General features: G+C 68.2%; 16 protein-coding genes. 4 read left to right on the top strand and 12 right to left on the bottom strand.

The genetic code is table 11. From position 1 onward, the window contains the following. Positions 1 to 158 precede the first annotated feature (158 nt). From AC4EEO_RS02440 to AC4EEO_RS02425, 4 genes are all read right to left on the bottom strand, one after another. Complete coding sequence (locus tag AC4EEO_RS02440; RefSeq protein ID WP_109045173.1) at positions 159 to 1,148, bottom strand: Ppx/GppA phosphatase family protein; 990 nt, start codon at positions 1,146 to 1,148, stop codon at positions 159 to 161. A 7-nt stretch (positions 1,149 to 1,155) separates the two neighbouring features. Further along, on the bottom strand, positions 1,156 to 1,575 hold the full coding sequence (locus AC4EEO_RS02435; protein ID WP_018761826.1) for an SseB family protein: 420 nt from the start codon (positions 1,573 to 1,575) through the stop codon (positions 1,156 to 1,158). Between the two features lie 52 nt (positions 1,576 to 1,627). Further along, positions 1,628 to 4,354 carry a type I DNA topoisomerase gene (gene topA, locus AC4EEO_RS02430; RefSeq protein WP_018761827.1) on the bottom strand — a complete coding sequence of 909 codons (2,727 nt, stop codon included), beginning with the start codon at positions 4,352 to 4,354 and terminating at the stop codon, positions 1,628 to 1,630. 123 nt (positions 4,355 to 4,477) lie between these two features. Beyond that, a complete protein-coding gene (locus tag AC4EEO_RS02425; protein WP_491339789.1) occupies positions 4,478 to 6,115 on the bottom strand; it encodes a DUF7059 domain-containing protein in 1,638 nt (545 codons plus the stop codon). A gap of 43 nt (positions 6,116 to 6,158) precedes the next feature. Here AC4EEO_RS02425 and AC4EEO_RS02420 point away from each other — a divergent pair, with 43 nt between their 5' ends. Together AC4EEO_RS02420 and AC4EEO_RS02415 are read left to right on the top strand one after the other, a co-directional pair. Then, positions 6,159 to 6,629, top strand: a complete 471-nt coding sequence (locus tag AC4EEO_RS02420; RefSeq protein WP_018761829.1) for a DUF6023 family protein — start codon at positions 6,159 to 6,161, stop codon at positions 6,627 to 6,629. A 51-nt stretch (positions 6,630 to 6,680) separates the two neighbouring features. After that, the gene (locus AC4EEO_RS02415) at positions 6,681 to 7,244 is read left to right on the top strand and encodes a DUF6023 family protein (protein WP_026264600.1); all 564 of its coding nucleotides are present in this window, start codon (positions 6,681 to 6,683) and stop codon (positions 7,242 to 7,244) included. A 9-nt stretch (positions 7,245 to 7,253) separates the two neighbouring features. Here the strand turns inward: AC4EEO_RS02415 and trhO are convergent, their stop codons facing one another. Then, the gene (gene trhO, locus AC4EEO_RS02410; RefSeq protein WP_026264601.1) at positions 7,254 to 8,150 is read right to left on the bottom strand and encodes an oxygen-dependent tRNA uridine(34) hydroxylase TrhO; all 897 of its coding nucleotides are present in this window, start codon (positions 8,148 to 8,150) and stop codon (positions 7,254 to 7,256) included. A 126-nt stretch (positions 8,151 to 8,276) separates the two neighbouring features. On the opposite strand from trhO, the gene AC4EEO_RS02405 reads away from it, so the two are divergent. Both AC4EEO_RS02405 and AC4EEO_RS02400 read left to right on the top strand, forming a co-directional pair. Next, complete coding sequence (locus AC4EEO_RS02405) at positions 8,277 to 8,969, top strand: GNAT family N-acetyltransferase (protein WP_109045168.1); 693 nt, start codon at positions 8,277 to 8,279, stop codon at positions 8,967 to 8,969. A 73-nt stretch (positions 8,970 to 9,042) separates the two neighbouring features. After that, positions 9,043 to 11,418: a DEAD/DEAH box helicase gene (locus tag AC4EEO_RS02400; RefSeq protein ID WP_491339788.1), complete on the top strand. Its 2,376-nt coding sequence runs from the start codon at positions 9,043 to 9,045 to the stop codon at positions 11,416 to 11,418. Positions 11,419 to 11,540: 122 nt separating this feature from the next. Here AC4EEO_RS02400 and AC4EEO_RS02395 read toward each other — a convergent pair whose 3' ends face one another. The 7 genes from AC4EEO_RS02395 to ssd all read right to left on the bottom strand — a co-directional run bounded on the left by AC4EEO_RS02395 (position 11,541) and on the right by ssd (position 16,901). Further along, a complete protein-coding gene (locus tag AC4EEO_RS02395; RefSeq protein WP_109045376.1) occupies positions 11,541 to 11,924 on the bottom strand; it encodes an Rv3654c family TadE-like protein in 384 nt (127 codons plus the stop codon). A gap of 74 nt (positions 11,925 to 11,998) precedes the next feature. Further along, the gene (locus AC4EEO_RS02390; RefSeq protein WP_491339787.1) at positions 11,999 to 12,397 is read right to left on the bottom strand and encodes a TadE family type IV pilus minor pilin; all 399 of its coding nucleotides are present in this window, start codon (positions 12,395 to 12,397) and stop codon (positions 11,999 to 12,001) included. Positions 12,398 to 12,459: 62 nt separating this feature from the next. Then, on the bottom strand, positions 12,460 to 12,840 hold the full coding sequence (locus AC4EEO_RS02385; protein ID WP_491339786.1) for a DUF4244 domain-containing protein: 381 nt from the start codon (positions 12,838 to 12,840) through the stop codon (positions 12,460 to 12,462). A gap of 161 nt (positions 12,841 to 13,001) precedes the next feature. Continuing rightward, positions 13,002 to 13,610, bottom strand: a complete 609-nt coding sequence (locus AC4EEO_RS02380; protein WP_018761837.1) for a type II secretion system F family protein — start codon at positions 13,608 to 13,610, stop codon at positions 13,002 to 13,004. Further along, positions 13,607 to 14,404, bottom strand: coding sequence for a type II secretion system F family protein (locus tag AC4EEO_RS02375; RefSeq protein WP_018761838.1), 798 nt, complete (start codon positions 14,402 to 14,404; stop codon positions 13,607 to 13,609). Before AC4EEO_RS02375 ends, AC4EEO_RS02380 begins: the two co-directional genes overlap by 4 nt. Then, positions 14,401 to 15,705, bottom strand: coding sequence for a TadA family conjugal transfer-associated ATPase (locus AC4EEO_RS02370; protein ID WP_491339785.1), 1,305 nt, complete (start codon positions 15,703 to 15,705; stop codon positions 14,401 to 14,403). The genes AC4EEO_RS02375 and AC4EEO_RS02370 overlap by 4 nt, the downstream gene beginning before the upstream one ends. Further along, a complete protein-coding gene (ssd, locus tag AC4EEO_RS02365; RefSeq protein WP_491339784.1) occupies positions 15,702 to 16,901 on the bottom strand; it encodes a septum site-determining protein Ssd in 1,200 nt (399 codons plus the stop codon). The genes AC4EEO_RS02370 and ssd overlap by 4 nt, the downstream gene beginning before the upstream one ends. Between the last annotated feature and the right edge of the window lie 46 nt (positions 16,902 to 16,947).

Genomic DNA, 16,947 nt, shown 5'->3' with positions numbered 1-16,947 from the left:
TTACCTCATTGAGGGTGCGAGTGATGCGGCAGGCATGGGGATGCCTGCCAGGGCACCGGTGGCTCGGCAACAGGTTTTCCCCCATTTTCCTGTTGCCGGCCCCGGTGCTTCCGCATTTAAGCGCGGCTGGTGTCGCTGCCCGGCCGAACGCTTGGTTGCTAGAGGGCAGGTTCCACCGGGCGGGACGCGGCCACATGGGGCGCCGGTTCCAGCGGCCCGGCGAAGACCAGCTGGTCCAGGCGGCGCAGGATGAGCCCTTCGCGCAAAGCCCAGGGGCAGATGCGCAGCTTCTTGAACTTGAACATCTCCAGGGCGGCTTCGGCCACCAGTGCACCGGCAAGGAGCTGGTGCGCCCGTGCTTCGGATACACCGGGGAGATGCAGCCTGTCCTCGGAGCTCATGGCCGAGATCCGCTGGGTCCAGATCCCCAGGTCCGAGGCGTGCAGTTCGCGCTTGACGTAGGGGCCTTCGGCGCTGGGCGCGGCCCCGGCGATCCGGGCCAGGGAGCGGAACGTTTTTGAGGTGCCTGCCACCACGTTGGCCCGGCCGAGGCCGTCGAATTCCCGGACAGCAGGTTTGAGGGTGGCCCTGATGTAGCGCCGCAGTTCCTTGACGCTTTTGGCCGACGGCGGGTCCTCGGGGAACCAGTCGCGGGTGAGCCTGCTGGCGCCGAGCGGCACGGAGGTGGCCACCTCAGGAAGCTCGTCCTGGCCGAAGGCCATTTCAAAGGAGCCGCCACCGATGTCCAGGTTCAGGATGGGGCCGGCGCCCCACCCGTGCCAGCGCCGCACCGCGAAGAACGTCATGGACGCTTCTTCGCTCCCGGTGAGTTCCTGGAGGGTCACCGTGGTCTCGTGCTTGACCCGGGCCAGGACGGCGGGGCCGTTGGTGGCCTCGCGGATGGCCGAGGTACAGAATGCCAGCAGGTCTTCGGCCTTGTGCCGGGCCGCGAATTCCCAGGCCTCCAGGACGAACTCGGTCAGCTCATGCTGTCCTTCGTCGCTGATGCTGCCGTCCGGTTCAAGATACTGGACCAGGGACAACGGCCGCTTGTGGGACGCAAACGGGACAGGCTGCGCACCGGGGTGGGCGTCCACCAGGAGCAGGTGGACGGTGTTGGACCCGATGTCGAGGACGCCTAGACGCATGGGGACATTATTGCTCGTCGGCGCGCTTGAAGTCGCGCCGGATGTTCGCCACGCCTTCAGGATCGATCTCGAAGCCGTAGGCGGCGCCGGGGTTGATCACCATGCCCAGTTCGTCGCCAAGGTTGGCGATGATGGCTGCACCCTGCGTGCCCAGCACGTTGGGTGCGGCTTCCAGGTACTGCTGGTCCACCCGGGTGGGGTGCGAGAACACGGCGAGGACGGGGCGGCCGTCGGCGTTGGCAAGGACCAGCGGCTCAACCTGGGAGTCCACGCCTTCCACCGTGTCCGAGCTGATGATGTAGACCTCGCTGTTCAGGAAGGACAGGATGACGTCAACAGGATTGGCGTCTTCCTGCCCACCGGTGGCGAGCTTCTCCTCAAGGTCGTTAAGCGGCTGGAGATCCGTGTGCGCAGGCTGTTCAGTCATACCGTCTACCCGATCACGATCCGGTGGCCGGCGCAAACGCGCCGGCCAGGCACTACTTCTTGGCCGTTGCCTTCTTCTTTGCGGGTGCCTTGCGGGTGGCAGTCCGCTTGACCGGGCCCTTGGCGCGCTTCTCGGCCAACAGTTCCACGGCCTGTTCCCGGGTGAGTTCCTCCAGGGAGGTGGCACGCGGAACCGTGATGTTGGTGATGCCGTCGGTGATGTACGGACCGAACCGGCCTTCCTTCACCACGATGTTCTTCTCCGACACCGGGTCCGGACCGAACTCGGCCAGCGGCGGCACGGCGGCACGGGCGCCGCGCTGCTTGGGCTGTGAATAGATCTCCAGCGCCTGCTCCAGGGTAATGGTGAAGATTTCCTCTTCGGATCCGATCGAGCGCGAATCCGTGCCCTTTTTCAGGTACGGACCGAACCGGCCGTTCTGCACGGTAATGAGGTTGCCTTCGGCGTCCTCGCCCAGCGCGCGGGGCAGGCTCATGAGCTGCAGGGCTTCGTCCAGCGTCACGGACTCCACGGTCATGGACTTGAACAACGAACCCGTGCGCGGCTTGGCCTTGACCGGTTTCTTGGGCGGCTTGGGCTTGCCGTTCTTGTAGTACTCCACCGGCTGCTTGGCCAGGTCTTCGTCGGTCATTTCCGGGATGATCTCGGTGACGTAGGCGCCGTAGCGGCCGTTCTTGGCCACGACAGTGTGTCCCGTGTGCGGGTCTGCACCGAGCACGCGCTCCTCCGGCGCCGCAGTCTCCATCAGCTCAATGGCTTTGGCTGCGGTCAGTTCGTCCGGGGCCAGGTCCTCGGGCACGTTGGCCCGGGCCGACTCCACGATCTCGCCCGTCTTGGGATCAACGACGGCTGCCGAACTTTCCAGGTATGGGCCGAACTTGCCCACCCGCAAGGTGATGTCGTCGGTGATCGGGATGGAGTTGATCTCACGGGCATCGATCTCGCCCAGGTTGTTGACGATGCTCAACAGGCCGGGGTCGGAGTCTTCGCCGAAGTAGAAGTGCCGGAGCCACGAAGCTCCCGCCTCCTGGCCGTTGGCGATCTTGTCCAGGTCGCCTTCCATGTCGGCAGTGAATTCGTAGTCCACGTAGTCGCTGAAGTGCTGCTCCAGCAACCGGATCACCGAGAACGCGATCCAGCTGGGCACCAGCGCGGAGCCCTGCTTCCGGACGTAGCCGCGGTCCTGGATGGTGGAGATCGTGGACGCGTACGTCGACGGGCGGCCGATGCCCTTCTTTTCCAGTTCGGCGGTCAGGGACGCTTCCGTGTAGCGCGGCGGCGGCGAGGTTTCGTGGCCTACCGCCTGGATGTCCGCGGCGGTGAGGGAGTCGTCCTTGGCCACGTTCGGGAGCCGGCGTGCTTCGTCGGACTCGTCATCGCCGCGGGTCTCGTCCTTGCCTTCCTCGTAGGCGGCCAGGAAGCCGGGGAAGGTGATGACGGTGCCGGAGGCGGAGAACTCGGCGTCCCGCCCGTCGGCGGCAATGGCACCCAGGCGGATGGTCGCCGTCGAGCCCTTGGCATCGCCCATCTGGGACGCCACGGTGCGCTTCCAGATGAGCTCGTACAGGCGGAACTCGTCCCCGGAGAGCTGCTTGGCAACCTGGGCCGGCGTGCGGAAGGAGTCTCCGGCCGGGCGGATGGCCTCGTGCGCTTCCTGCGCGTTGGCGGCCTTGTTGGAGTAGACGCGCGGGGACTGCGGAATGTACTCCGGCCCGTAGAGCTCCGAGGCCTGCCGGCGCGCGGCGGTGATGGCTTCGTCACTCAGCGCCGACGAGTCCGTACGCATATAGGTGATGTAGCCGTTTTCGTAGAGCCGCTGGGCCACCTGCATGGTGCTCTTTGAGGAGAAGCGCAGCTTGCGGCCGGCCTCCTGCTGGAGGGTGGAGGTGGTGAACGGCGCGGCCGGGCGGCGGGTGTACGGCTTGGTGTCCACCGAGCGGACGCGGAAGTCCGCATCCTGGAGCCCGGCGGCGAGGGACGTCGCAAGCTCCTCGTTGAGGTGGGCCACGTTCTTGGCGGTGAGCTCGCCGTTGTCGTTGAAGTCGCGGCCGCTGGCCACCTTGGCGCCGTCAACGGCGGCGAGCTTGGCCTTGAACGAGCCCGAGTCCGCGCCGAACTGGCCGGTCAGGTCCCAGTAGGAGGCGGCTTTGAAGGCCATGCGTTCGCGTTCGCGGTCCACCACCATGCGCGTGACCACGGACTGCACGCGGCCGGCGGACAGGCCACGGGCCACCTTGCGCCACAGCACCGGGGAGATCTCGTAGCCGTACAGGCGGTCCAGCACGCGGCGGGTTTCCTGCGCATCCACCAGGTCCTGGTCAACATCGCGCAGGTTGCCCATGGCGCGCTGGATGGCTTCCTTGGTGATTTCGCCGAACGTCATCCGGTAGACCGGAACCTTGGGCTTGAGGACTTCCAGCAGGTGCCACGCGATGGCTTCGCCTTCGCGGTCCCCATCGGTTGCGAGGTAAAGTTCGTCGGCGTCCTTGAGCGCAGCCTTGAGCTCGGTCACCTTTTTCTTCTTGTCCGGAGACACCACGTAGTAGGGCTTGAAGTCGTGGTCGATGTCGACGGCGAACTTGCCCACCGACGTTTTCTTCAGCTCGGCGGGGAGTTCGGACGGTTGCGGCAGGTCGCGGATGTGACCAATGGAGGCCTCTACGATGAAGCCCTCGCCGAGGTACTTGGCGATGGTCTTGCTCTTGGCCGGAGACTCCACAATCACGAGTTTCTTGCCGGTTTTGGCCTTGCTTGGCACGGTGCTCCTACAGAAAAAGGTTGCTGGGGCAGATGAGCCCATGTTCGCCTAGTTCACCATATTTTGGGGAATCGTGCGCATTCATGTGGAAAAGACGGGGCGCGGCCTGGAGCATAAGGGGGCTTACTGTTCGGCCGGAAACGCGGCCGGAATGAGGAAGCCGTCCCGCACCAGGTTGGCAACGTCGGCAAGCAGCGAGCGCTGGAACGACCCGGCCTCGCCGCCCAGGAGGGCCTCCAGGGCCGCGGCGATCTGCCCGGCGGCCAGGTCGCCGTCGCACGCCGAGACGAACCCGGCCAGCTCGGTGCTCATCAGGTTGGTGCGGCGCAGCCCGGCGCCCTGCCGGAGCAGGATCACGCCGGGGTGCTCGGCGCCGGGGCGCTGGTGGCGCTCCTCGGTGACGTCGTCGGCCACGAGCAGGTGCGTTCCGGCGAGATCGTGCGCTGCCAGCCAGTCGCTGCGTTCGACGGCGGCGCCCAGGTGGGGTCCGATGGGCTGCTCGATGGGGTATGTGATTTCCTCAAAGCGGCTGATGGTTTCCTGCCCGGCCGCAGCGGGGCGCCGCAGCCACACCATGCCAAAGCCGATCCCGGCGACGTTCCGGGACCCGAAATCCGCGAGGTACGCGGCGTAGGCGTCCCGGTAGTGTGCCCGGTCCCGGGATTCGGAGGCGTCCTGCAGCCAGGTTTCCGCGTATTGTTCCGGGCTGACCTGCTCCCGCTGGATGAACCAGGCGTCGGTGCCTGCCCGCACCCAGGACCTCGGCCGCTCGTCCCAGTTGGCGCCGGCGGGGACTTCCCAGTTTCCCAGCAGCTGGGCCACGCCGCCCGGCGCCAGGACGCCGGGCAGGTCCGCCACCAGGGACGCGACGATCTCATCGCCCGGCAGGCCGCCGTCGCGGTAGGTGAATTGGCCGGCCGCGTCCTCTCCGGCACTGCGCGGCGTGATCACGAACGGCGGGTTGGACACCACCAGGCCGAATTCCTCCCCGGCCACCGGCTCCAGCAGCGAACCCAGGCGCAGGCTCACCCGGTCCTCGAGCCGGTCCGGGTCCACGGAGAGTGCCTCGGCGTTGAGCAGGATGTTGAAGCGGGCATAGGCCAGGGCGCGTTCGGAGATGTCGGTGGCGGTCACGTGCTGGCAGTGGTGCAGCAGGTGGAAGGCCTGGATGCCGCATCCCGTGCCCAGGTCCAGGGCGCGTTCGGTGTGCTGCCGGACGGTGGTCTGCACCAGCGTGGTGGATGCCTGCCCGATGCCCAGGACATGGTCGTGCCGCAGGACTCCTGCCTGCTGGTGGGCCGCGAGGTCGCTGGCCACCCACAGTTCAGCGCCGCCGCTGCCGTCGGGGTTGGCATCCCAGCCGTACGGGCGCAGGTCGGCTTTGGCCGTGATGCGGGGCGTGCCGGGGACGGGCTGGACCAGCCCCAGCTCCAGGAGCCCTTCCACGCCGATGCCCGGCAGCGCGGCGTCGAGCGTTTCCCGTTCCTGCGGCTCGGCCAGGAGCCACAGCCGGACGACGGCGGCAAGGGGCGCCGCCGCTGCGGTGCGCTGCACTGCCTGCGCGGTTGCCAGCATGGCGGGAATGACCTGGTCCCGGTTCAGCGCCGCGGAGGCCGTGGGCCCCAGCAGCCGGGCGACGCCGTCGAGCGTGTAGTCGATCCTGCGGAGGTCTGCGGCGAGCGCCGCCAGCAGCCCGGGAAGGTCGCTGCGGGGTGCGTCGGGAGTGTTGCCGGCGGTGAACTCGTACGGGGATTTAGGCACCGCTCAAGTTTAGTCCGGCCCGGCAGCGGGGTACGGTGGAAGCATGCCTTCCCGCCTGACCTTCCTTCCGCGCGCCCGCACCGCCGCGGTACGCCGTACGCTGCCGGCGGTACTGGTGGCCGCAGCCCTTGGGCTCACCGTCGCAGGGTGTTCGCCTGCGGGCTCGGTGGAGGCCGCGGATGTTCCGCAGTGGCGGGCCACGGCGCTGCCCACGTCCCCGGCGGACGTGGTGCTTCAGGATTCGGGCAAGATCCTCAACCGGGACCACCTCGTGCAGGAAGCACCTTCCGTTCCTGCCGGCAGCTACACGCTCACGGCGGTGTGTGCCGGCACCGGCAAGGCGTTCTTCGCGGTGTCACTGGACGGCAAGGCCGTCACCGAAGCGGGTGCGGCCTGCAACGGCCGTGCCGAGACCACCAGGATCAACCTGCCTGCCGGCGGCCGGGTCCAAATCAGCAGCTCCAGCGTGGACGCCCCGCTGCTCTACGCGTACCGGCTGGCCCCGGCGCAATAACACCGGTTTCCGGCTCTGGCCCGGCGCCCGTCGCGGGCATACAGTCGGACTATGCCCAGTGTGCGGAGGTTCTCCGCGCCCCTTCCCCGAAGGACAGCACGGGCGCCGCGGGCACCGAAGCCCGCGGCCGCCGTCGCCCTTGGACTGGTGCTTGCGGCAGGTGCCCTGGCGGGCTGCGAATATACGTACGACGACGGCCGGGCCGGTGCCGTCCAGGGCGGCACTACCATCGCCCCGGTTCCAGCGTTCACCCGCGATCCTTTGCAACAGGACCCGGTCAGCGGCGCCGACCTCGATGATTGGGTGTCCCGTGCCCTGCCGGAGGGTACGGCACCCGAGGTCCAGGCCGATGCCGGGTTGTTGGGGTCCGGCGAAGTGCGGACCGTGGCATCACCGGCCCTGGAGACCGGCACATACTCGCTGGCCTTGGCCTGCCGAAGCCAACGCCGGGTGGCGTTCACGGTGAGCACCGAGGACGTGACGCTGGTGGATCTTGGCCTTCGCTGCGGCATCAACCGGGAGAACGTCTTCTATCTCTCCACCCGGAGCGTCCTGACGGTGCGGCTGGAAGCGGGCAGCGCGGCGAACTATGCGTTCCGGCTCCGCAGGCTTTGACGTGCGGGCTCAGGCAGCGGCGCAGCCTTCCGGGCAGCGGAGCGTCTCCGGGCTGGAGGCGCACCCGGCGCAGTACAGCGTCAGGGTCCGGCAGCTGGGGTTGGAGCAGTTCTCGAATTTGCTGGTGGGTGCCGAGCAGCGGGCGCACTGGCCGATCGTCTTGGCGTCCTCGCTGAACTCGAGGTGCATGCGCTTGTCGAAGACGTAGAGTGAGCCCTCCCAGAGCCCCTGGTCCTTGAAGGCCTCGCCGTAGCGGACAATACCGCCGTCGAGCTGGTAGACCTCCTTGAAGCCGCGGTTCACCATCAGGCTGGAGAGGACCTCGCAGCGGATGCCGCCGGTGCAGTAGGTGACCACGGGCTTGTCCTTGAGGTCGTCGTACTTGCCCGAGTCGAGTTCCTTGATGAAGTCATGCGTGGTGGCGACGTCGGGGACCACGGCGTCCTTGAACCGGCCGATTTGGGCCTCAAAGGCATTCCTGCCGTCGAAGAACACCACGTCCTCGCCGCCCTGCTTCTTGGCGTCCACCAGTTCGTGCAGTTCCTCGGGCTTGAGGTGCTTGCCTCCGCCCACCACTCCATTGGCATCGACGGTCAACTCTCCGGGCGCACCGAAGGAGACGATCTCGTCCCGCACCTTGACGCTGAGCCTGGGAAAGTCCTCTGCGCCGCCGTCGGACCACTTCACGTCGATGCCCCGGAACCCCGGGTACTCGCGGGTGGTCTTGACGTACTGTTTGACCGCGCCGATTTCCCCGCCCACCGTGGCGTTGATTCCGTCCTTGGAGATAAGGATGCGGCCGGTCAAGCCGAGCTTCTCGCAGAGGGCGCGCTGCCAAAGCCGCACGGCGTCAGGATCCGCGATAGGGGTAAAGCCGTAAAAGAGCACAATTCGGTTCAAAGCCACGTATTTAAGGGTACCGCCGGCCCGGAGCAGGATTACCGCCGCCCCGGGAGCGGGGGCGCATCACAATTCCATAAGCACTGGGCCACCCCCTGTTGCTTGCGATCCTGCTGGAATAGTCTTCATGCCATGAGTCAGGAAACCCTGGTTGAAGACATCACTGGCCTTTTTCAGGTGTGGGTTGCGGGCTGGGCCGGGTGTCGCGGCTACCGGACCTCGACGCAGGGCCGGTTCCCGGCCGTGCTCCGGGCTGATACCAGCGGTGACTGGGAAGTTTTTGCGTCCGAACCCAGCCCCGACGAATTCGCGGCCCTCGCCGCCACGACTGCCGAAGCGCCCGCCCGCGTGCTGACCATCCTTACGCACGATCCCGCCCGGTTCACCGGCCTGGCGGCCAAGCACGGGTTGAACGTCACCTCGGATTCGCAGACGATGATGATCGTGGACATGGAGACCCAGGACGCCGAGGATCCATGGCTTTCCGACGACGACCTGAGCCTGTCCACGTTCGAGCGTGATGGCGTGCACTACGCAGAGGTCCGCTCCGGGGACGAGATCGCGGCCAGCGGAAGGGTATTCGTCGTGGGCGATACCGCGGTGTTCGACAAGATCATCACCGAGCCCGCATTCCAGCGCAGGGGCCTGGGCAGCCTCATCATGCGGGCCTTGGCGGCACAGGCCTTCGGCCACGACGTGCGCACAGGACTCCTGCTGGCGTCCACTGACGGACAGAAGCTGTACTCACACCTGGGCTGGACCACGGTGGCCCGCGTCCTGATGCTCTCGGCGTCCCACGACGGAGCGGATCTTTCGCTCAGCTGAGGGTGCCACGGCCCGGTTGTGCGTTTGGCGAACCGCTGCCCTCCGGCTTGGTGCCGGGTGGAAGAATGGTGGGGTGACCCCCCATGACTCCCTGATTCCCCTCCTGGGCCGCGGCCCGGAACCGGAACAGCTCCGTCATGTCCGCACCATCCCTGCGCGGGAGGCGGTCCACGAGCCTTGGCCTGAATGGATGCACCCGGACCTCGTTGAGGCATACGGCTCGCTCGGCATCCGGGAGCCGTACCGCCACCAGGTGGAGGCAGCCAACGCCGCCCATGAGGGGAAACACGTGGTGGTGGCCACCGGAACCGCGTCGGGGAAATCGCTGGCGTACCAGTTGCCGGCGCTGGACGCGATCCACCGGTCGGAGTTGCGTGTGCTGGCCGACCCTGGGAAGATCCACGACGACGGCGCCGTGACGCTGTACCTCTCCCCCACCAAGGCACTGGCGGCGGACCAGTTGAACGCCATCCGGGCTTTGAAACTGCCTACGGTCCGGGCGGAGACCTACGACGGGGATACCGATCCAGCTGCCCGCCGCTGGATCCGGGACCACGCGAACTTCATCCTGGCCAACCCAGACATGCTGCACTTCGGCATCCTCCCCAACCACGCGTGGTGGGCGTCGTTCTTCCGCCGGTTGCGCTATGTCATCGTCGATGAGGCGCACAGTTACCGTGGCGTGTTCGGCTCCCATGTGGCTAACCTGATGCGGCGGCTGCGCCGGATCTGCGCCTACTACGGGGCAGGATCGTCGTACCCGGAGCCGGTGTTCATTGCGGCATCGGCCACGGCGTCGGAGCCTGACGTCTCCTTCGCGCGCCTCATTGGCGCCCCCGTCACTGCGGTGTCCCGCGACTGCTCGCCCCACGGTGCCACCACGGTGGCACTCTGGGAACCGGCGCTGACGGACGTCCGCGGCGAGAACGGTGCCAAGGAACGACGGACGGCCGTGGCGGAGACCTCTGACCTGCTGGCCAACCTGGTGTCCGCGCAGATCCGCACCATCGCGTTCATCAAGTCACGACGTGGCGCGGAAACCATCTCCGCCATTACCAAACGGCTCCTTGACGAGGTGGATCCGGGCCTGCCGCAACGGGTGGCCGCGTACCGCTCGGGCTACCTGCCGGAGGAACGCCGGGCGGTGGAGAAGGCGTTGCGTTCCGGCCAGTTGCTGGGTGTTTCCAGTACGTCGGCCCTGGAGCTGGGGATCGACATTTCCGGCCTTGATGCGGTCCTGGTGGCCGGGTGGCCCGGGACGCGGGCCTCGCTGTTCCAGCAGATCGGCAGGGCGGGCCGCGCCGGCCAGGATGCGATTGCGGCTTTCGTGGCAAGCGATGACCCCCTGGATACCTACCTGGTGAACCATCCCGAAGCCATCTTCGACGTTTCAGTGGAAGCAACAGTCTTTGACCCGTCCAATCCCTACGTCCTGGGGCCGCATCTGTGCGCCGCTGCCGCTGAACTGCCGCTGGGACCGGCGGAGCTCGATCTCTTCGGCGATACCGCAGAGATGCTCCTGGACCGGCTGGTGGCACAGGGCTACCTCCGGCGCCGGCCGGCCGGCTGGTTCTGGACCCATTCGCAGAGTGCCGCCGCCATGGTCAACCTCCGGGCGGACGGAGGGGGACCCGTCAGCATCGTGGACGCCGAGACCGGTTCGCTCCTGGGAACCATGGACTCGCCGCAGACCCACTACCAGGCGCACACCGGGGCGGTGTACGTCCACCAGGGCGACACCTATGTGGTGGAGGACCTCAACGAAGACGACCACTGCGTCATGGTGCGGCGCGCCAACCCGGACTATTACACGACCGCGCGGGACGTGACCCAGATCGAGGTGCTGGAGACCCAGCGAACCATGCAGTGGGGTGACGTGACGGTCCACTTCGGCGACGTAAAGGTCACCACCCAGGTGGTTTCCTTCCAGCGCAAGGCACTGATTTCCAATGAGGTGCTGGGCGAGGAACCGTTGGAGCTGGGCGCACGCGACCTTTTCACCAAAGCGGTGTGGTTCGTGGTGGAGAACCGTTCCCTGACGGCGGCGGGACTGATCGAGGCACAGTTCCCGGGTGCCTTGCACGCTGCCGAACACGCGGCAATAGGGCTTCTTCCCCTGGTGGCTTCCAGCGACCGGTGGGATATCGGCGGGGTCTCAACCGCACTGCACGCCGATACCGGGGTGCCCACCATCTTTGTGTATGACGGGCACCCCGGGGGCGCCGGGTTCGCCGAACGGGGGTTCGACAAGGCCGTGGTGTGGCTGGCGGCCACGCGGGACGCCATCAAGGCCTGCGAGTGTGACACCGGCTGCCCGTCCTGTGTCCAGTCGCCCAAGTGCGGCAATAAGAACAACCCGTTGGACAAGGCCGCGGCGGTAACCCTGCTGGATGTCCTGCTCAAGGACGCCTCGGAAGCCAGCCGGGAGGTGCTGGACGCCAGGAGCTGAGCGGAACGTGCCGGTCGGAAGGACGTGCAGGGCTGAAGAACGTGGGGACTGAAGGACCTGCAGGCTGAAGGATGTGCGGCGCGGCGTGGACAGTCCCGTGCGCCGCCCCCCATGGCATCTCCTCACGGAGGTGGCCCGGCCCGTGCATGTCCCGTGGCGGCGCCCAGGAGCGACCGTTCGTTAAGCTCGGTCCGCACGTCAATCGTCTGCCCGGCACCTTCCACGCAACTGATCACTGTGGCGGCATGGCGGCCCGATACCTCTGAGGCAACCATGCAGGGTTCCCCGGTGGTGATGCCGCGGAGGGCGTCGGCCGCTGCGAGGGCTGCCAAGTCCGCGGCTGCAGCCGCCCGGCTGGCCAGCACGGCCGACTGGGCGAGCAAGAGCATGACGGCCATGGCTGTCATGACCACCAGCGCGAGCCCTGCCGCCATGACCGTTCCGGAGCCGCGCTCCCGGCCATCGTGCGCACCCGTCCAGCTGGACGAACCGCCAAGGCGACCCAGCCTGTCGGCTGGGCACTCCCTTGAGGCTGGGCGGCACGCGCGGACCTTTGCTGGGAGGCACGTTTCCATCCCCGTCACCGGTTTCCCTTTCCATCGGTCAGGCCGCTGCCGTTGCGGGTCCCGTCTGCGCCACCGGTTCCCGGCGACTCACTCCGCGTCGACGCGCGTGCGGTGAGGGTCCACGGAATGGACGCTCCCAGGGGTCCGGACACATGGTCGGTGACGGTGATGCTGAACCATTCGCCGTCGGCCGCAATGGACGCGGCCGCCGAGTCGCCGGCAAGGGTCCTGACTGTATGTTGCACGGCGCCGGGGTCTTCGCCCCGGGCCAGGGCCCGCGCCCCGGCGCGGGCTCCTTCTTCGATCCGCAGTTGCGTCATACCTGCGGCGGCTCCGGCCAGCAGCATGGCAAGCAGCGCCAGTACCGCCGGCAGCGCCACGGCGAACTCTGCTGTGACCGCGCCTTTGGCCATCCCCCTGGGCGACACATCGGCAGTGCCCGGTAGATTGTGTTTGTCCGGCGCATGGGAGCCGGTCACGGCAACGCCAGCGCGGTCCGGATCAGGTTCAGCAGGAAGCCGCGGACTTCATCACTGCGAAGGATGAACACGAGCAGCCCGGCGAAGCCGACAGCGGCCAGGGTGGCGATGGCATATTCCGCCGTGGCCATACCTGCCTCAGAGCCCAGCAGCCCGGCCCTGCGCCGGTTCCCATGCCGGAATGGATCCGATCCCGGGTAAAGCTCAACGACATTGCCGTCTGCGGCCGCTGCGCCATGCCTGGCAGAAGCGATGGGCGCGGAAGCGTGCCCGGTACCGCCGGTGACGAACCCTTGACCGCCGGGTGAGGTGCCGGCCGTGGCGGAGTCGGCGAGCGCAGGGGTTCCGGCGGAGCAGCGGTGGTGGTGGATGGACATGTGTTTTCCTTTCGCGGGTCTGCCGGGGTGTTTCCCGGCTGTCTCGACTCTTCCCGCCGGCGCTGCGGCCGGTAAGGGGTGGGGTGGGCTAAGTGGAAAAGCCGGGCCGCCGCCAGCTTGTGGAGGAAAGGACAGAGGCGCCGGGGTATCCGGGCGGAGGTCTAGGAACCGGATGGAACCAAGGCAAGCAGCACCGGGACGACGCCCAGGCAGATGAAGGCCGGCAGCGAGCAAAGGCCCAGCGGGACCACCAGCTTCACGCCGAGCGACGCGGCGCGTTTTTCTGCGGCACGGAATCTCTCCCGCCGAAGCCTTGCAGCCTGCGCATACAGGATCGCGGACGAGGGTGCGCCGGTCAGCGCGGCAAACCCCAGGGCATCCCGAAGCTCCAGGACCTCCGGGAGCCGTACCGCGGAGCTGCGCCACGCCGTCTCCCAGTCGGCGCCGATGGCCAACGCGGAGACCACAGGACGCAGCGAGTCCCGGTAGTGGGGAGCTGCGGAAGCGGCCACCAGTTCCAGCGAACGTCCGATGCCGGCGCCGGCATCCAGCATTGCCGCCACGAGTTCGAGCATCATGGCCGTGTCCTTGAGGCCGCGGGCACAGCGGTTTTCGGTCCGCGCAGCCGCCTGGCGGTGGTTCTCCCGCGGGGTGTCCAGGTTAAGCTGCCGCAGGCGTTGGCGTGACCGGCTGCGGCCCGAGCACGACAACCAGGCAGCCATGGCGAGGAGCAGGAACAGGGCCGGCCCGTGGCCCCATTCCGGCATCATGGCCCTGACTCCGCGGCGGCCGAAACGAGCCGGGCGGACCACACCCGGCCGGCCATGGTAAGGACTACGCCGCCTGCCAGCGCTGCCAGTCCCAGCGGAGTGCCCAGCAGCGTGGCCACCGGATCGACCCCCAAGGCTGCGCCCAGGCCGAGTCCCATCAACGGAAGCCAGGTCAGCAGGCGGACCGTGGCCTTAGGCCCGGCGAGGGCCGTCTGCCTGGCGGCGTCGGCGTCCTCCGCGGCCTCCAGCTGGGCCGCGAACCTGGTCAGCACGTCAGCGAGCGGGCATCCACTGGCTTCAGCGATATCGAGGCAGGCCGCCAGCTCGGACCATGTTCCGGCTTCACGGTCCCGGCCCGGAAATGCCGTGGGAAGCACCCGACGGATGGCCTCGGACACGGGAGCTCCGGTAGCCGCGGCTGCACGCGCTGATGCGAGGACTGTGGTTGACCCCCTCGACAGTACGGGGCCCAGGGAGCGTGCGGCGTCCTGGAGCCGCTGCTCTTGGCCGCCGGGGACGCCGTACACGGTCCACAGTTCATCCCACAGCCGGGCGGGCGTCCTTCCGCCCCTGAGCAGCGCCGCCAATTGCTGCACCACCAGGGTCAGGCCCATTCCGCGTTTACCGACAGAGTCGCGGCCGGCGCGCCGGGACCACGGCACCATCGTGCGCCTGGTGGTTCGTTGCGCACCCGGGGAATTCCGCGCCACGGAACGCAGCCTCGCCGGCGCACGCAGCGGCGGTTTGAGGAGCAGCGCGGCGGTGCAAAGAAGCGCCGCCAGGAAGAGTGTCACAGGGCTTCCCCGGAATCCAGCCCCAACCGGGCAGCCAGCGCAGGCCACGCCGGACCCGGCTTTCCGGATTCCTCGACGGCCGGCACCACGCCTAGGCCCTCGGGACCGTCGCCGAGGAGTCCCACACAGAGGACTTCCCTGCCCCGGGGCGTCCGGCCGAGGTGGATGACCACGTCCAGCGCGCTGGCAGCCTGGAGCCGCACGGCCTCCGGTCCCAATCCGGCGAGGGCCCCGAGTGCTGTGAGCCTGGCCGGCACCGCCGTTGCGGTGTTGGCATGGATGGTTCCGCCGCCACCGCTGTGGCCGGTGTTCATCGCGGTGAGGAGCTCGCGCACTTCGGGCCCCCGGCACTCGCCCACCACCAGGCGGTCCGGGCGCATGCGCAGGGCCTGCCTGACGAGTTCCCCCAGGTCCACGGCTCCCCCGCCTTCAAGGTTTCCATGACGCGATTCAAGGGCCACCACGTGCGGGTGGACCGGGTTGAGCTCGGACGCATCCTCGATCAGGACGAGGCGTTCGTCCGGCGCACACAATCCCAACAACGTGGACAGCAGCGTGGTCTTGCCGGAACCGGTGGCCCCGCTGACCAGGAAGCTTAACCTCCTGGCCACCACGGCCTCCAGCACTGCCTGCACCCGCGCGCCGAACATTCCGGCGGCCCGGAGCTCCGCCATGGTGAACACCTGCTCCCGGCGGATCCGGATGCTCAGGAGCGTCCCGGACGTGGAAACCGGCGGCAACACGGCGTGGACACGGTAGCCGCCGGCAAGCCTTACATCGACGCACGGCGAGCCGTCATCCAGGCGCCGGCCACCTGCAGCCACAAGCCTGCCGGCCAGTGCCCGCACCTGGGCTTCATCGGCGAACCGGACGGAAACCCGCTCGATGCCATGTCCCCGGTCCACCCAGACAGAACCCGGCTCGTTCACGAAAATGTCCGTCACGGCCGGATCCCGGGTGAGCTCCTGAAGCGGGCCCAGGCCGTTGAGTTCGGCGCTGATCCGCTCTACTGCTGCCAGCGAACCGGCGGTACCCAGCAGCTTGCCGGTGGCCTGGACCGCCGCGGCAACCCGTGAGGGCGTCACGGCCCCTGCCTCGGCCATCATCGACTCGCGGACCGACTCCAGCAGGCCGGCGTCCACTGCCCTTCCGGTCCCTGCTGCATCCCGCGACCGCCAGGAGCGGCTTGCCTGGTTGGTTTCCAGGATCCGGGCACTCCGCCGGGCGCCGGCGTTTCCTTGCGCCGCCCCGCTGCCCGGATCCCGCCCAATGATTCCGGGAGTTCCCTGCGGGTGCCTCATGCCACGTCCCCCGCGTACAGGTCATCGCTCAGCCAATCGAGGGCGGCGGCGGCGAAGCGCCGGATGTTGCGCCGCTTCCCCAAATCCAGCAGGCGGCCCGCTTCCGTGGCACCTGGTACGGCGCGCAGTTCAGGGATCCTGCCATGCACCGGCAGCCCGACGGCGTCGGCGATCAGCGAACTGTCCAACGCGGCGCCCGAACGCCCGCGGACCAGCAGTGCCGCCTCGACCGGGGGAAGCTCCTGGAGCAGTCGCACGGTTGCCACCGCAGCCTTGAGTTGGGCCGGGACCACCACCATGATCCGGTCGCAGTCCCACGCCACCGTGGTCAGCGGCCCTGCACCCCGCCCCACATCGACCACCACCAGTTCGTAGCCACGGCGGGCGGCGTCGAGGACCCCGGCCATGGCAGCGGCGGGGACCGGCAGGGGTTGCTCCCGGGTGGCAGGCCACGAGAGGAAGGACAAGCCTCCCGCCGCAGGCAGGGAATCCACCAGCTGCACGGGGTCGATGCTGCCCCTGGCCTCGGCGAGGTCCGGCCAGCGGAGGCCAGGGGTGTCCTCCGCGGCGAGCGCAAGTTCAAGTCCCCCGCCCCAGGGATCGCCGTCAACCATCAGGACGCGCACACCGAGCCGGGCGGCTGCCTGCGCAATCCAGATGGCAGCCGTGGTGGCCCCTGCCCCGCCGCACCCGCCCGTGATGCCCAGGACCACTCCACCCGGACCCGGTGAGCGGGACCGGCTAAGGTGGTCTGCCAGCCAGGCCGCGGCGTCCGGCAGTACGGCAACGCGTTCCGCCCCCAGGGCGGCGGCGAGGTGCCAGAGGCTGTCCCCTTCACCGTCCAGGCCAACCATGACCGCCGGCGTGCGTCTGCGCGGCGGTAGTTCCCGCACATCGCTGCCCACAAGGACTGCTGCCGCGGTATCCCAGTGCCGCCCGGCTTCGACGGCATCGGGGACAACACGCAAGTGCGCGCCCGCGGCCGCCACGATGCGCTCCACCTCGGAACGCAATACCCCGGAGGCGGTGACCAGCAATACTTCACCGGACCCATCCGGCAGCCAGGCCGCGCCTCGTACGTCCCTCCCATCGGCCGACCCAACAGTCGGGCCTGCTTCCCCGTCCGGCGGCCGCCGCGAAGGTGCCCCGGAATGTCCCGGGACGGACCGGGGTGCGTTCAGCTGGTGCCTGCTCATGGAGCCACTCTGTCCACATCCCGACCCGTGGAGTAGGCAGGAAATC

Source organism: Pseudarthrobacter sp. MOO13 (assembly GCF_058267655.1).
This window is presented reverse-complemented; position numbering and strand designations above follow the sequence as displayed.

Excerpts from the sequence above, each read along its gene's own strand:
- AC4EEO_RS02440 (WP_109045173.1), bottom strand. The coding sequence starts at position 1,148 with ATGCGTCTAGGCGTCCTCGACATCGGGTCCAACACCGTCCACCTGCTC.
- AC4EEO_RS02435 (WP_018761826.1), bottom strand. The coding sequence starts at position 1,575 with ATGACTGAACAGCCTGCGCACACGGATCTCCAGCCGCTTAACGACCTT.
- AC4EEO_RS02420 (WP_018761829.1), top strand. The coding sequence starts at position 6,159 with ATGCCTTCCCGCCTGACCTTCCTTCCGCGCGCCCGCACCGCCGCGGTA.
- AC4EEO_RS02415 (WP_026264600.1), top strand. The coding sequence starts at position 6,681 with ATGCCCAGTGTGCGGAGGTTCTCCGCGCCCCTTCCCCGAAGGACAGCA.
- AC4EEO_RS02405 (WP_109045168.1), top strand. The coding sequence starts at position 8,277 with ATGAGTCAGGAAACCCTGGTTGAAGACATCACTGGCCTTTTTCAGGTG.
- AC4EEO_RS02390 (WP_491339787.1), bottom strand. The coding sequence starts at position 12,397 with ATGGCCAAAGGCGCGGTCACAGCAGAGTTCGCCGTGGCGCTGCCGGCG.
- AC4EEO_RS02385 (WP_491339786.1), bottom strand. The coding sequence starts at position 12,840 with ATGTCCATCCACCACCACCGCTGCTCCGCCGGAACCCCTGCGCTCGCC.
- AC4EEO_RS02380 (WP_018761837.1), bottom strand. The coding sequence starts at position 13,610 with ATGATGCCGGAATGGGGCCACGGGCCGGCCCTGTTCCTGCTCCTCGCC.
- AC4EEO_RS02370 (WP_491339785.1), bottom strand. The coding sequence starts at position 15,705 with ATGAGGCACCCGCAGGGAACTCCCGGAATCATTGGGCGGGATCCGGGC.
- ssd (WP_491339784.1), bottom strand. The coding sequence starts at position 16,901 with ATGAGCAGGCACCAGCTGAACGCACCCCGGTCCGTCCCGGGACATTCC.